Source organism: Actinopolyspora lacussalsi subsp. righensis (genome assembly GCF_900116555.1).
GTDB lineage: Bacteria > Actinomycetota > Actinomycetes > Mycobacteriales > Pseudonocardiaceae > Actinopolyspora > Actinopolyspora lacussalsi.
Genome location: NZ_FPAT01000006.1, coordinates 193,891 through 208,854, shown reverse-complemented (window position 1 = coordinate 208,854; position 14,964 = coordinate 193,891). Strand labels below are relative to the sequence as shown.

The window sequence follows — 14,964 nt, the reverse complement described above, 5'->3', positions numbered from 1 at the left end:
GGGCTACTCCTCGCCGGTGGAAGGATCTGTGGCGCGACGCGTGTCACGGGGCGGCGGAACCGGATCCACCCCACCCGGGTGCCAGGGGCCACAGCGCGACAGTCGCCGCAGCGTCAGCCAACCGCCCCTGAGAGCGCCGTGAACCCGCAGCGCCTCCACGGCATAGGCACTGCAACTCGGATAGAACCGGCAGGTGGGCGGAAGTATCGGTGATACGACCTTGCGGTAGACGTGGATCGGCAACGAGAGCAGCCAGGCGATCGGCCCCGGGCGAGTCACGGGAGCCGCTGCCGAGTCATCGGACGAACCGGGGTCTTGCTCTGCCATTACGCGGGATCCGTGGTGGAGTGGGCACCACCGTCCGATTGATCACCCGGAACCGGCAGGCCCAACTTGCGAGCGGCCCTGTCCAGGTCCCGGCCGAGTTCCGCACTGGTGGCCGCTGCCGCTGGTGGCAGCGCTCGTACCACCACCATTGTGCCCGCGGGCAACACCGGAATGCGGTCACGCATCAGATGACGCAGCTGTCGCGACACCCTGTGCCGGACCACCGCGTTGCCGACGGCCTTACTCACGACGAAACCCACCCTGGGTCGCTCCCGCTTTTCCAGGGTGGGCGGACTGTCGGATGTTCCGCGCTTGTTCTCGTCGTCGGGTTCAGCGACGGCATCGCCGGCAGCCCGGGACTTCACGGCCGGTTCGGCATCCACCGTCCCGCACGTCAGTGCGTGCAGCACGAGACGTGGCCTGCCCGCTCGACGTCCACGACGTACGACCCGGGTGAAATCCTGGCTGCGCCTGAGCCGCGCTGCCGCTGGAAGCACGGCCCGCCCCGATCAGGCGGTCAGACGCTTACGGCCCCTGCGGCGCCGGGCGGTCACGATGGCGCGGCCGGCCCTGGTGTGCATCCGCTGCCGGAAACCATGCGTCCTGGCCCGTTTGCGGTTGTTCGGCTGGTAGGTGCGCTTGCCCTTGCTCACGGTCGGCTCTCCCGGTTACTACAGGCCAACCATGCGCCTTACAAGGCACAAGATGGCCGCTGTGGCTCGGTCAAGTGTCCCCGCGCTGGAAAGCGGAAGCGGCTTTGGAGCTTTATCCGCGGCAGGCGCACGCACTCTGGTCGTACGCGCACGATCCCGTGCGGACGAACCAGGTTGGGCGCCGGATCGGACTTCGCGACCGACACAACCATCGAACGCCCGCATTACAGCGGGAGACCCAACGAGGGTACTTACTCGAACGCCGAGCCGCGTAGCCGGGGTGCCGGTCAGCGAGGGGACCGGCGCCGCGATCAGGATAGCGCCGGGGATTTCCGAACTCGATCAAGACCGCCCCCAAGAGCGGGCGGAGCGCCACGGACGCCCCCGACAGTCACGGGCCTCCGGCTCTGTCGTACCTTCGGCAGAGCTGTGGACAACTCTGTGGATACCTCGTTTCCACCTTGTCGTACACAGGTGATTCGACCCGGAACCGGCCGAGCGGAACTCACGAACCCGCCACCGGGGCATCCGGAGTCCCACGGCAACGAGGGGAGGGGAGCTCAGCGGTGTCGGACCACCAAGCCGATCTCGGCAGGGTCTGGGACGAGGTGGTGCACGAGCTGTCATCGGGAACGCTCTCACCCCAACAACGCGCGTGGATGCGCGTGACACGTCCCATCGGACTGCTGGACGGGACCGCCCTGCTAGCGGCCCCGAGCGACTTCGCGAAAGAGGCCATCGAGCGCGCCCTGCGGGATCCGATAACCGACGCGCTCTCGCGCAGGCTCGGCAGAGAGATCTCGCTGGCCGTGAAAGTGGACACCGCGGTTCCCGCCCCGACGCGCCCCGTCACGCCACAGTCCATGGGCGAGGAGGACGGCGAGGACGTCCCCGGTTCGGTCGACGCCGATCCGGAACCCGACCCGGAACCCGTCGACGAGGGCCGGTGGCAGGTCGGTCAGGTCGAGCTGCCCTACGAAACCGGCTACGGCGCCACACCGGGGAACGGGCCGGTGGGCTACATCCCCACGGACGAGGCGCAGGGATGGCACGGCAGGCCGAGCGAGCACCGGCAACGCCCCCAAACCACCCACGAGACCGAGGACTACGGCAACACCGCGCACACGGGTTCGATCAGCGGGGCACTTCCCCCGGCCCCTCCGGAGCAGCACCGCCCCGGGAGCACGGGGTCGGACTACTCGTGGCAGGGCATGACCCCCCTGCCGTTCGGTCCGCAGTACCGGGCCGGCGAACAGCACGCCGACGGTGAGAGCGACTCCGAGCCCGAGGAGGACGAGGAGGGGGAGGCCCTGCGGGCGGCCAACGAGATCTGGCCGACCTTCGGCGGCGACAACAAACCGGAGCAGCAGCAGGGACAGCCCTACACGGCACCCAAGAACGGTCCCCCCACCTCCCAGACCCGGTTGAACGCGAAGTACACCTTCGACACCTTCGTGATCGGCTCCTCCAACAGGTTCGCGCACGCGGCCGCCGTCGCCGGGGCGGAGGCACCGGCGCGCGCCTACAACCCGCTGTTCATCTGGGGAGAGTCCGGACTGGGCAAAACCCACCTGCTGCACGCGGTCGGCCACTACACCCAGCGGCTCTTCCCGGGAATGCGGGTGCGCTACGTCTCCACCGAGGAATTCACCAACGACTTCATCAACTCGCTGCGGGACGACCGGCAGGTGGCCTTCCAACGGCGCTACCGGGACGTGGACGTGCTGCTGGTGGACGACGTGCAGTTCCTGGAGGGCAAGGAGGGAACCCAGGAGGAGTTCTTCCACACCTTCAACACGCTGCACAACTCGAACAAGCAGATCGTGGTTTCCTCCGACCGGCCGCCGAAGAGCCTGCACACACTGGAGGACCGGCTGCGCACCCGGTTCGAGTGGGGACTGATCACCGACATCCAGCCCCCCGAACTGGAGACCCGCATCGCGATCCTGCGGAAGAAGGCGGCGCAGGACCGGTTGGCCGCGCCCGCGGAAGTGCTGGAGTTCATCGCGGCACGCATCGAGCGCAACATCCGGGAGTTGGAGGGCGCGCTGATCCGGGTGACCGCGTTCGCATCGCTGAACCAACAGCCGGTGGACGTGCAGCTCGCCGAGATCGTGCTGCGCGATCTGATTCCGGACGACGCCCAGCCCCCGGAGATCAGCACGCAGACCATCATGTCCATGACCGCCGAGTTCTTCGGCGTGACGGTGGACGATCTGTGCGGCCCGGGCAAAACCAAGGCACTCGCCCAGGCGAGACAGATCGCCATGTACCTCTGCCGCGAACTCACCGACTCCTCGCTGCCCAAGATCGGCCAGAGTTTCGGTGGGCGGGACCACACGACGGTGATGCACGCCGACAAGAAGATCCGCAAGGCGATGGCCGAGCGGCGCCGGGTCTACGACCACGTGCAGGAACTCACCGCCAGGATCAAGCAGCAGGCATCGTTCCTCTGAACGGGGTTCGGCGGCTCGGTTGTCGCAGGGGCTCGGGTGGCGGAACCTCGCGTGCGGCTCTCGCTCCGGCCAGACCCGACATCGAGTAGCGACCTACACCACCTCGGGCCTTCCTCGCGAGAGATCGACGCCGCCCGTGTCGGTGGCCGAGCGGTCCGACGCCTTCCGGACACCTCACCCGATGAATCGAACGAAAAGCGCAAAACGGGAGTGTGCACAACCTTGATCACACTGCGTACTCGGGAAGCACGAAGATCACACAAATGTGAATTTCCACATCTGAACCCCGCTGAAAGTCACTCGGAAGTGGGGTTGTGCACAGCTTTCGGGATCCCCAAGGATGAGCTGGAACAGCGCCCGATCGCCTCACAGGCTGTACACAACAGCGGGGAACTTGCCCACAGCTACCCCCAAGTTACCCACAAGATGTCCACAGATTTATCCACAACCTGATCGAGCGATCACGGTGTATCCACAACAACTGGGGACAACCTGCGAAAATCTTGGGGATCGACTGTGGATCAACACACCACAACTGTGGACAACTTGGCTTGTGGATAAATCGGTCCACAGTGCGGCCTGTTCGTCCCCAAGTTGCCCACAGGATTCTCCACAGTCGGGTAGGGCCGCTCAGCAGCGAAAAACCGGGTTGTCCCCAATATCCACAGCCCCTACTACGCCTGCGTTGTTTGGTTTTTCTCTTAAAGACAAGGGGAAACGAAGTAAGGCCGCGAATCAAGATCAACTTCTCGGGAGTTCCGGGCTCGACGAGCCGTGAAACCCCGGACCCACGTCATGGGCGCAGAGCGCACGCTCTACCGTGGGAGACCCATCGGGCTTGAGAGCCGCTGCGGTTCCGCCGCGCTGGGTGGGGGCTCGAAGCACGATTCGCCGTACCCGCTTCGGTTCGCGGTGCACAGCACACCCGCATCCCGTTCGACCAGGCTCTCCACGACCGAGACGTCGTGGAACCGGAACCGAAAGGACACTCATGAAGATCCGTCTGGAACGTGACGGTCTCGCCGATGCTGTCGCCTGGGTCGCTCGTAGCCTGCCCTCACGCCCGCCTGTACCGGTGCTGGGTGGGATGCTGCTGGATGCCGACGAGGGCAAGCTGACCATCTCCGGTTTCGACTACGAGGTCTCGGCGCAGGTCGGTGTGGACGCCGAGGTGGAGACCGGCGGCAGGACGCTGGTCTCCGGCAGGCTGCTCGCCGACATCACCAAGGCGCTGCCGCAGCGCCCCGTCGAGATCACCGTCGACGGTTCCCGGGTGAGCATCACCTGCGGCAGTTCCCGCTTCAGCCTCCCCACCATGCCCGTGGAGGACTATCCACAGCTGCCGCGGATGCCCGAACTCGCCGGCTCCGTGCAGGGCGACTCGTTCAGCTCGGCGGTGGCCCAGGTCGCCGTGGCCGCGGGCAAGGACGAGACGCTGCCCATGCTCACCGGCGTGCGGATCGAGATCAACAATGATCAGCTGACCCTGGTGGCCACCGACCGGTTCCGGCTCGCGATGCGCGAGCTCACCTGGCAGCCAACCGAGTCCGTCGAGGACACCGAGGTGCTGGTTCCCGCACGCACCCTGTCCGAGTCGGCCAAGACACTGGGCGGCGCGGGCACCACCGTGGAACTGTCGCTGGCCTCCTCCGACGGGCTGCTCGGCCTGTCCGGAACCACCCGCCGCAGCACGACCAGGCTGCTGGACGCCGAGTTCCCGCCCTACCGCAAGCTGCTGCCCGACGAGTACTCCACCTCCGCCGTGGTCGACGTGGGGACGCTCGCCGACGCGATCAAGCGTGTCTCGCTGGTCGCCGAGCGCGGCACCCAGGTGCGGCTGGAGTTCTCCGAGAACGCGCTGCGCCTGACCGCGGGCGGTGACGACGAGGGCAGCGCCGAGGAGGAACTCCCGGTCGAGTTCGAGGGCGAGCCGCTGACCATCGCTTTCAACCCGAGCTACCTGCAGGACGGGCTGTCCGCGCTCAAGGCGGACCGGGCCCGCATGCTCTTCACGACTTCCAGCCGTCCCGCCGTGATCAAACCCGCGGGCGAGGACGGCGAGGTGCTTCCCGGGTATTTGTACCTGCTCATGCCGGTTCGGATGCCGGGCTGAAAACGCAGCACGTTCACGCGGCCCAACGCGGTGCGACGTCGGCTGCGACGACGTTGCTGTGACCTCGCCCCGGTGTGATCCGCCGGGGCGAGGCCAGCGAAGTGTGTGAAAGGGAGTTTCGGTGCAACTGGGTCTGGTCGGTCTCGGCAAGATGGGCTACAACATGCGCGAGCGGCTGCGCGCGGACGGCCACGAGGTCGTGGGCTACGACCGTGACCAGCAGGTAGCCGACGCGTCCTCGATCACCGCCATGGTGGCCGAGCTCACCGCGCCGCGCACCGTGTGGGTCATGGTTCCGCACGGCGAGCCAACCAGCAGCACCGTCCGAGAACTCGCCGGACTGCTCGAACCGGGTGACCTCGTGATCGAGGGCGGCAACTCGCGCTACACCGACGACCGGGACAACGCGGCGTTGCTGGCCGAGTCCGGAATCTCCTACGTCGATGTGGGCGTTTCCGGCGGAGTCTGGGGTGCCGACAACGGCTACGGCCTGATGGCGGGTGGCGAGACCGCCGACGTGCAACGCGCCATGCCGATCTTCGACACGCTGCGCCCCGCGGGCGAGCGGGCCAAGGGCTTCGTGCACGCGGGCCCGGTCGGCGCGGGCCACTACGCCAAGATGGTGCACAACGGCATCGAGTACGGCCTGATGCAGGCGTACGCCGAGGGCTTCGAACTGCTCGCCGCATCGGACCTGGTCACCGATGTCGCGGGCACGATCAAGGCCTGGAGCCACGGCACCGTGGTGCGTTCCTGGCTGCTGGACCTGCTGGTCCGGGCCATGGAGCAGGATCCGGAGCTGGAGCAGTTGCAGGGCTATGTCACCGACTCCGGTGAGGGCCGCTGGACCGTCGAGGAGTCCATCAACCACGCGGTACCCACCCCGGCGATCACCGCCGCGCTGTTCGCCAGGTTCGCTTCCCGGCAGGACGACTCACCCGCCATGAAGGCGGTGGCCGCGTTGCGCAACCAGTTCGGCGGTCACGCGGTGCAGTCCAGCGACGGCGAGTGAGCCGCTGGTGGTGGCCGCGCCGCGGTCACCACGTCCCCACCCGGTTCGTGCCTCCTCGCCCCTAGGACCGTCGTGTACGTACGCCACCTGCAACTCACCGATTTCCGGTCCTGGCAGCACGTGGACCTTCCGCTGGACGCCGGGCCGACGGCGCTGGTCGGCGCCAACGGTCAGGGCAAGACGAACCTGGTCGAGGCGCTCGGCTACGTGGCTACCCTCGGTTCGCACCGCGTGCCCAACGACGCCCCGCTGATCAGGCACGGTGCCCAGCGCGCGGTGGTGCGTGCGGCCGTGGTGAACCAGGACAGGGAGCTGCTCGTCGAACTGGAGATCGCCCCGGGACGGGCCAATCGCGCGCGGATCAACCGCGGTTCGGCCACGAAACCGCGCGACGTCCTCGGCATCCTGCGCACCGTGCTGTTCGCCCCGGAGGACCTGGCGCTGGTGCGGGGCGATCCCGGCGGGCGGCGGGACTTCCTCGACGAGCTGCTGGTGGCCCGGTCCCCGCGCTACGCCGGGGTGCGTTCCGACTACGAGAAGGTGCTCAAGCAGCGCAGCGCACTGCTGAAGTCGGCGGGCGCGGCGCGGAGCACCGATCCGGCCGACCTGCGCACCCTCGAGGTCTGGGACGGCCACCTGGCCAAGTACGGCGCCGATCTCCTGGCGGGCAGGTTGGACCTGGTCGCCGACCTGACGCCGCACGTCACGCGTTGCTACGCCGAGGTCGCCGCTGACGGGTCGCAGCCGGAGGAGGGCCCCGCGTCCCGGGTGGCCGAGCTGGCCTATCGCGGCAGCGTGCCGGGACTGCCCGAGGAGTACGGTACCCCGCACGGCACACGGGCCGATCCCGTCACGATCGAGTCCGCCCTGCTGACGCGGCTCGGCGAGTCCAGGCAGCAGGAGTTGGAGCGCGGTGTGTCGCTGTCGGGGCCGCATCGCGACGACCTGGAGCTGGTGCTGGGGCAGGCTCCGGCCAAGGGATATGCCAGTCACGGCGAGTCCTGGTCGTTCGCGCTCGCGTTGCGACTGGCCTCGTATCACCTACTGTCCGAGGATGGTGCCGAACCCGTGCTGCTCCTGGACGACGTCTTCGCGGAGCTGGACGCGCGGCGCCGCGCCCGGTTGGCCCGATCGGTGGCCGGGGCGGAACAGGTGCTGGTGACCGCGGCCGTGGCCGAGGACGTTCCCGCCGAACTGTCGGGGGTTCGGTTCGACGTGCGCGAGGGGGAGGTGCGGCGTGCCGAATGAGTTCGGAGGACGACCCAGGTCCGCGGCCGAGCGTGACGCGTTGTTCGCGTCCTGGCGGCCGGCACGACCAGCGTCGGGCCGGTCCCTTACCTCACCCGGCGGTGGCGACTCGGAGCACGGGGCCACGGTTGGGGATCGAACTGTGGACAGTGTGGACAACTCGAAGGGTGCTTCGAGTTCCCGCGACACCACATCTGCCGATCGCCGGGCCGCGGGACCCGAACCCGTTGGGGCAGCGGGCGAACGGACGACGGGTTCGGACCTGGCCCGCGCGGCGTTGCAGGCGGCGCGCGAGAAGTCCAAAGCACGCCCCCGTGGCCGGGGCGCACGCCCGACCGGCCGCACTCGGCGCAGCCGTGGCTGGTCCGGCCCCGACGCCGACGACCGGGATCCGCAGGAGCTGGGGCGACTGCTCCGGCGGGTCGTCGACGCCAGGGGGTGGTCCGAGCGGTTGACCGGCGGCCAGCTGTTCGGGCGCTGGGCGGAACTCGTGGGGGAGGAGATCGCGGCGCACAGCGAGCCGGTCGAGCTGAGCGAGGGGGTGCTCACGCTGCGGGCGGAGTCCACGGCGTGGGCCACCGAGCTCCGGTTGTTGCAGCGCCAGCTCGTGCAACGGATCGCGGACGGCCTCGGCAGCCGGGTGGTGCGGCGGATCAAGGTGTCCGGTCCGGCGGCGCCCAGCTGGCGGCACGGGCCCCGGCACATCTCCGGGAGGGGACCGCGCGACACCTACGGGTGATCCCTTCGCGGGGTGGCGGTGCGTTCCCGGCGCGTGGGGCGTCTCGGGGATCGGTGGGAACCACCGACGGGAAGGAACACCGCCGAGAGCCGGGTGGAACCGGGCGGTCCGTGATGGTGGCGTCCCGCTTTCGGGTGAGGCTCGCGCGGTTCGGGCACCCGGGTTGTACCGGACGGCAGGCTACAAGTCAGAATCCCCATGTCGTGTTCGCCGCCCTTTAAAGGTGTCCTGATCCGTTTTGGTGGCTCTGTGAGCAAGTCAGAGGTGTCCTTGGCGGCTTTCTGACAGGGCCGACCAGTAGAATGGTGGCGGGTCCGGTTCGTTCGTCGGTGTCGTGGCGTTCCAGTACCGGACGGCGGTGGGGTCGTACCGGCCCCGGCCCGCGGGGCGGCTTCGCCGATCCCGCCGTGCGGGCCGCAGACTCAAGCGATTCGGCTCTAGGAGACTCCGAGGCCCGTGACAGCGAAGAAGAACGAATACAGCGCTTCATCCATCACCGTTCTCGAGGGCCTTGAGGCAGTCCGCAAGCGTCCCGGCATGTACATCGGCTCGACCGGTGAACGCGGCCTGCACCATCTTGTGCAGGAGGTTGTGGACAACTCGGTGGACGAGGCGATGGCAGGCCATGCCAGCGAGGTCACCGTCACACTGCTCGCCGACGGCGGCGTCCGCGTAACCGACGACGGGCGCGGTATCCCGGTGGACGAGCACCCCGTGGAGAAGAAACCCACGCTGGAAGTCGTGCTGACGATGCTGCACGCGGGCGGCAAGTTCGGCGGTGACAGCTACGCGGTCTCCGGCGGGCTGCACGGTGTCGGCGTCTCGGTCGTCAACGCGTTGTCCACCGGACTCGAGGCCGAGGTGCACCGCGACGGCCACGTGTGGCGGCAGCGCTACGAGGACTCCAAACCCGTCTCGTCCCCGGAGCGGGGCGAGCGCACCAGTGAGACCGGCACCAGCATCACTTTCTGGGCCGATCCGGAGATCTTCGAGACCACGCGGTTCGACGCCGAGACCATCGCCAGGCGGCTGCAGGAGATGGCCTTCCTCAACAAGGGGCTGCGCATCGTGCTGCGGGACGAGCGCGCCGCCGCCGAGGACAGCTCGGGGGAGGACGCCTCCGGCGAGTCCGCCCGCGCCGCCGAACGGGTGTTCCACTACCCGGGTGGCCTGGAGGACTTCGTCGCGCACATCAACCACACCAAGGACCCCATCCACAAGAAGATCGTGAGCTTCAGTGCGGCCGGCGAGGGGCACGAGGTCGAGATCGCGATGCAGTGGAACGAGGGGTTCAACCAGTCGGTCTACACCTTCGCCAACACGATCAACACCCACGAGGGCGGTACCCACGAGGAGGGCTTCCGCTCGGCACTGACCAGGGTCGTCAACTCCTACGCCAAGGAGAAGAAGCTCCTCAAGGACAAGGACGGCAGCCTGACCGGCGACGACGTCCGCGAAGGACTCGCCGCGATCATCTCGGTCAAGGTCTCCGAACCGCAGTTCGAGGGCCAGACCAAGACCAAGCTGGGCAACACCGAGGTCAAGTCCTTCGTGCAGACCACCGCGTTCGAGTGGCTCAACGACTGGTTCGAGCGCAACCCCGCCGACGCCAAGAACATCATCAACAAGGCGGTCTCCTCCGCGCAGGCCAGGGTCGCCGCCCGCAAGGCCAAGGACCTGGTGCGGCGCAAGTCGGCGATGGACATCGGCGGGCTGCCGGGCAAGCTCAAGGACTGCCAGTCCAACAACCCCGACGAGTGCGAGCTCTACATCGTCGAGGGCGACTCGGCGGGCGGCTCCGCCAAGGAGGGCAGGGAGTCCCGCTATCAGGCGATCCTGCCCATCCGAGGCAAGATCATCAATGTGGAGAAGTCGCGGATCGACAAGGTCCTCAAGAACAACGAGGTCCAGTCGATCATCACCGCCCTGGGCACGGGCATCCACGACGAGTTCGACCTGTCCAAGCTGCGCTACAGCAAGATCGTGCTGATGGCCGACGCCGACGTGGACGGGCAGCACATCCGCACGCTGCTGCTCACGCTGCTGTTCCGGTTCATGCGACCGCTGATCGAGAACGGGCACGTCTACCTGGCCAGCCCGCCGCTCTACAAGATCAAGTGGCCGCGTTCGCAGCCGCAGTACGTCTACAGCGACCGCGAGCGCGACGCGGTGCTGCAGCAGGGCGCCGAGGAGGGGCGCAAGCTGCCCAAGGAGGAGGGCATCCAGCGGTACAAGGGGCTGGGCGAGATGAACGCCCCCGAGCTCTGGGAAACCACCATGGATCCCGACAACCGCGTGCTGATGCAGGTCAGCCTGGACGACGCGGCCACGGCCGACGAGCTGTTCAGCGTGTTGATGGGCGAGGACGTGGAAGCGCGCCGCTCCTTCATCACCCGCAACGCCAAGGGCGTCCGACTGCTCGACGTCTGATCGGCGCCCGCGCCGAATCCCCACGACCCCGCGTGCTCGTCCGGCGGTGGTCGGGCCGCGTACCCGACGGGGCCACCGGGCGAACCGCGACCGCCAACCCAGCGAAGAGAAGGACGGTATGACCGAGACCTTGCCCCCGGAGGGTGGCCGAGTCGAACCGGTCGATCTCCAGCAGGAGATGCAGAACTCCTACATCGACTACGCCATGAGCGTCATCGTGGCGCGGGCGCTGCCCGACGTGCGCGACGGGCTCAAACCGGTGCACCGCAGGGTGCTGTACGCGATGTACGACTCCGGGTTCCGGCCCGACCGCTCCTACGTGAAGTGCTCGCGCGTGGTCGGCGACGTGATGGGTAACTACCACCCGCACGGCGACTCCGCGATCTACGACACCCTGGTGCGGATGGCCCAGCCGTGGTCGATGCGCAACGTGCTCATCGACGGCCAGGGCAACTTCGGCTCGCCCGGCAACGATCCGGCCGCCGCCATGCGCTACTGCGTAACTGGTGACACCCTGGTGAAACTGGCCGACGGTTCGTCGGCGCGCATCGGCGACATCGTGCCGGACGCGCGGCCGAACAGCGACAACGACATCGATCTCAAGGTGCTCGGACGCTCCGGCGATCCGGTACGTGCCGAGAAGCTCTTCCACTCGGGTGAGCACCCGACTCTCAGGCTGCGCACCAAGGGCGGCTACGAGCTGACCGGAACGTACAACCATCCGGTGTTGTGCCTTACGAAGGTGCTCGGCGTTCCGACCCTGCTGTGGAAGCTGCTGGAGGAGATCGGCCCCGGCGACCACGTCGTCATGCAGCGGAGCGAACCTTCGCAGGGTGAGCCGTTGCCCTGGGAACGGGAGCGAGCGCTACTGGCTGGAGCCTTCGTTAGCGAGGGTTTCGCTTCACCGGGCCGTGCTGGTTTCAACAATCTGGACGAGGACTTCTTCCGCTACGTGGTCGAGCTCTACGATGCGGTGGTTGGTGGTCCGAGGTATGTCTCCTCGCGGCGGATCGCTTCCGGTAACACGCTTCACGAGCTCGACATTCAGGACATGTCGAAGTTCCGGGAGAGTGTCCTCGCTGAGCTCATCGGAGATCGGAGCGCGGACAAGACGGTCCCGGAGTTCGTGTGGCGCGAGGGAAGTGAAACCAAGCGGGCCTTCCTGATCGGGCTGTTCACCGGCGACGGTTCGTGCTCCGCGTTGCCGCGCAATTCGGTACAGATCTCCTACTCCACCTACAGCCGTCGGCTGGCGGGGGAGGTTCAGCAACTGTTGCTCGAGTTCGGGATCGTCTCCAAGATCTCCGAATACGCCTCGGGTGAGTTCAAGATCGTTGTCACCAATCGTCGGGATGCTCGACTGTTCGCCGGTCGTATCGGCTTCCACGACACCAAGCAACGGAAACTGGCCGGAATTCTCGACGAGATCCCGGCACGCAGCACGGCTATGAGTCACGACCACGTTCCGTACGTCGCTGACTACATCAGGGAGCGCGGCGCCGAACGCTGGACGGAGCGCGACTGGCTGCGGCGGCACAACGTGGACCGCATCGAGCGCTGGGAAACGGATCGTGCCGAGATCACGAGCCGGATCACCGACTCCGAGGTTCTCGACGTTGTCGAGCCCCTGGTGGACGGCAGATTCTACTACGCCGAGGTCGAATCGGTCACCGATGCCGGGCCCCAGCCGGTCTACAGCCTCCGGGTGGACAGTGACGACCACTCCTTCGTTACCAACGGGTTCGTCAGTCACAACACCGAATCCCGGCTGGCGCCGCTGGCGATGAGCATGCTGGCCGAGATCGAAGAGGACACCGTCGAGTTCTCGGACAACTACGACGGGCGCACGCAGGAGCCGGACGTCCTGCCCTCGCGCATCCCCAACCTGCTGGTCAACGGCGGTGGCGGCATCGCGGTGGGGATGGCGACCAACATCCCGCCGCACAACCTGCGCGAGGTCGCCGACGGCGTGGTCTGGGCGCTGGACAATCCCGAGGCCACCGACGACGAGCTGCTCGAGGCCATGATCGAGCGCATCAAGGGGCCGGACTTCCCGACCCACGCGATGATCATGGGCACCAACGCGATCGCCGACGCCTACCGCACGGGCCGCGGCTCGCTCCGGATGCGCGCGGTGGTCGACGTGGAGGAGGATGCCAAGGGGCGCACCTCGCTGGTGGTCACCGAGCTCCCGTACCAGGTCAACCCGGACAACCTGATCGAGAACATCGCCACGATGCATCGTGAGGGCAAGATCTCGGGGATCACCGACATCGCCGACGAGTCCAACAGTCGGCGCGGGATGCGCATCGTGGTCACGCTCAAGCGGGACGCGATCCCCAAGGTCGTGCTCAACAACCTCTACAAGCACACCCAGCTGCAGACCACCTTCGGCGTCAACATGCTGGCGCTGGTCGACGGCGTGCCCCGCACCCTGCGGCTGGACCAGGTGATCCGCTACTACGTGCGGCACCAGATCGACGTGATCGTGCGGCGCACCAGGCACCGCCTGCAGCGCGCCGAACGGCGTGCCCACATCCTGCGCGGGCTGACGCTGGCGCTGGATCAGCTGGACGCGGTCATCAACCTGATCCGGGGCTCGTCGACCGTGGACGACGCCCGTTCCGGACTGATCGAGCTGCTCGGCATCGACGAGGACCAGGCCACCGCGATCCTGGACATGCAGCTGCGCAAGCTGGCCGCGCTGGAGCGGCAGAAGCTGCTGGACGAGCTGGCTGAGATCGAGACGCAGATCGCCGATCTCAACGACATCCTGGCCAAGCCGGAGCGGCAGCGCCTGATCGTGCGCGACGAGCTGATGGAGATCGTGCACAAGCACGGCGAGGAGCGACGCACCAGGATCGTCCCGTACGAGGGTGAGGTTTCCATGGAGGACCTCATCGCGGACGAGGACGTGGTGGTGACCATCACCCGAACCGGTTACGCCAAGCGGACCCGTACCGATCTCTACCGGGCCCAGAAGCGCGGCGGCAAGGGTGTGCAGGGCGCCGCGCTGAAGCAGGACGACATCGTCTCGCACTTCTTCGTGTGCTCCACGCACGACTGGATCCTGTTCTTCACCAACAAGGGGCGGGTCTACCGTGCCAAGGCCTACGAGCTGCCGGAGGCGAACCGCACCGCCCGCGGGCAGCACGTGGCGAACCTGCTCGCGTTCCAGCCGGACGAGCACATCGCCCAGGTGATGCAGATCAAGGACTACACCGTCGCCCCGTACCTGGTGCTGGCCACCAAGAACGGGCTGGTCAAGAAGTCCAAGCTCACCGACTTCGACTCCAACCGTTCCGGTGGGCTGATCGGCGTCAACCTCAAGGACGGCGACGAGCTGGTCGGTGCCGTGCTCTGCTCGCCGGAGGACGACCTGCTGCTGGTCTCGGCCGAGGGGCAGTCCATCCGCTTCAACGCCAGTGACGAGGTGCTGCGCCCGATGGGACGTGCCACCTCCGGCGTGTTGGGGATGCGGTTCAACTCCGGTGACGAGCTGCTGGCCATGGGCGTCTGCCACGAGGACCGTTACGTGCTGGTCGCGACCCAGGGTGGGTACGCCAAACGCACGCCCATCGACGAGTACCCGGTGCAGGGACGCGGCGGTAAGGGCGTGTTGACCATTCAGCACGACCGGAAACGTGGCAGGCTAGTGGCAGCGCTCATCGCCGAACTGGAGGATGAGCTCTACGCGATCACCTCCACGGGCGGGGTCATTCGCACCACCGCCAAGGAGGTGCGCAAGGCCGGTAGGCAGACGAAGGGGGTGCGCCTGATGGATCTGGGTGAGGGGAACTCGCTGGTGGCCATCGCGCGCAACGCCGATGAAGCCGCCGATCCGGACGCAGCCGGCCCGGAGCAACGAAAGTAGGCGCGGGGCACCCCGCGTGGCAGGCAGCCGACGATCAGTGAAGGATCGCTCGTGACATCTTCGGACAAGCCGCAGGAATCGGAGTCCCGTTCAACCGGCGAGCAGGAAACGA

Annotated in this window: 10 protein-coding genes; 7 read left to right on the top strand and 3 right to left on the bottom strand. The window is 67.4% G+C overall.

Annotation, left to right across the window (positions count from 1 at the left end; genetic code table 11):
• Window positions 1–3: 3 nt before the first annotated feature.
• From yidD to rpmH, 3 genes are read right to left on the bottom strand one after another with little or no spacing between them, the layout of a single operon-like run.
• Window positions 4–327, bottom strand: coding sequence for a membrane protein insertion efficiency factor YidD (gene yidD, locus BM394_RS13120; protein ID WP_092978149.1), 324 nt, complete (start codon window positions 325–327; stop codon window positions 4–6).
• Complete coding sequence (rnpA, locus tag BM394_RS13115; protein ID WP_092978147.1) at window positions 327–824, bottom strand: ribonuclease P protein component; 498 nt, start codon at window positions 822–824, stop codon at window positions 327–329. Before rnpA ends, yidD begins: the two co-directional genes overlap by 1 nt.
• A 12-nt stretch (window positions 825–836) precedes the next feature.
• Window positions 837–980: a 50S ribosomal protein L34 gene (gene rpmH / locus BM394_RS13110; RefSeq protein WP_092627947.1), complete on the bottom strand. Its 144-nt coding sequence runs from the start codon at window positions 978–980 to the stop codon at window positions 837–839.
• A 566-nt stretch (window positions 981–1,546) separates the two neighbouring features.
• On the opposite strand from rpmH, the gene dnaA reads away from it, so the two are divergent.
• The 7 genes from dnaA to gyrA all read left to right on the top strand — a co-directional run bounded on the left by dnaA (window position 1,547) and on the right by gyrA (window position 14,852).
• Window positions 1,547–3,436, top strand: a complete 1,890-nt coding sequence (gene dnaA, locus BM394_RS13105; protein ID WP_092978145.1) for a chromosomal replication initiator protein DnaA — start codon at window positions 1,547–1,549, stop codon at window positions 3,434–3,436.
• Window positions 3,437–4,427: 991 nt separating this feature from the next.
• Window positions 4,428–5,549 carry a DNA polymerase III subunit beta gene (dnaN, locus tag BM394_RS13100; RefSeq protein WP_092925145.1) on the top strand — a complete coding sequence of 374 codons (1,122 nt, stop codon included), beginning with the start codon at window positions 4,428–4,430 and terminating at the stop codon, window positions 5,547–5,549.
• 121 nt (window positions 5,550–5,670) lie between these two features.
• Window positions 5,671–6,561: a phosphogluconate dehydrogenase (NAD(+)-dependent, decarboxylating) gene (gene gnd, locus BM394_RS13095; protein ID WP_092925147.1), complete on the top strand. Its 891-nt coding sequence runs from the start codon at window positions 5,671–5,673 to the stop codon at window positions 6,559–6,561.
• Between the two features lie 72 nt (window positions 6,562–6,633).
• Window positions 6,634–7,809: a DNA replication/repair protein RecF gene (gene recF / locus BM394_RS13090; protein ID WP_092978143.1), complete on the top strand. Its 1,176-nt coding sequence runs from the start codon at window positions 6,634–6,636 to the stop codon at window positions 7,807–7,809.
• Window positions 7,810–7,960: 151 nt separating this feature from the next.
• Complete coding sequence (locus tag BM394_RS13085) at window positions 7,961–8,548, top strand: DciA family protein (protein ID WP_092978371.1); 588 nt, start codon at window positions 7,961–7,963, stop codon at window positions 8,546–8,548.
• A gap of 456 nt (window positions 8,549–9,004) precedes the next feature.
• Complete coding sequence (gene gyrB, locus BM394_RS13080) at window positions 9,005–10,978, top strand: DNA topoisomerase (ATP-hydrolyzing) subunit B (protein WP_092978141.1); 1,974 nt, start codon at window positions 9,005–9,007, stop codon at window positions 10,976–10,978.
• Window positions 10,979–11,096: 118 nt separating this feature from the next.
• A complete protein-coding gene (gene gyrA, locus BM394_RS13075; RefSeq protein WP_092978139.1) occupies window positions 11,097–14,852 on the top strand; it encodes an intein-containing DNA gyrase subunit A in 3,756 nt (1,251 codons plus the stop codon).
• Window positions 14,853–14,964: the final 112 nt, after the last annotated feature.

What these genes read in the sequence shown, in the direction of transcription:
- gyrA (WP_092978139.1), top strand. Translation starts at nt 11,097, where the DNA reads ATGACCGAGACCTTGCCCCCGGAGGGTGGCCGAGTCGAACCGGTCGAT.
- yidD (WP_092978149.1), bottom strand. Translation starts at nt 327, where the DNA reads ATGGCAGAGCAAGACCCCGGTTCGTCCGATGACTCGGCAGCGGCTCCC.
- dnaN (WP_092925145.1), top strand. Translation starts at nt 4,428, where the DNA reads ATGAAGATCCGTCTGGAACGTGACGGTCTCGCCGATGCTGTCGCCTGG.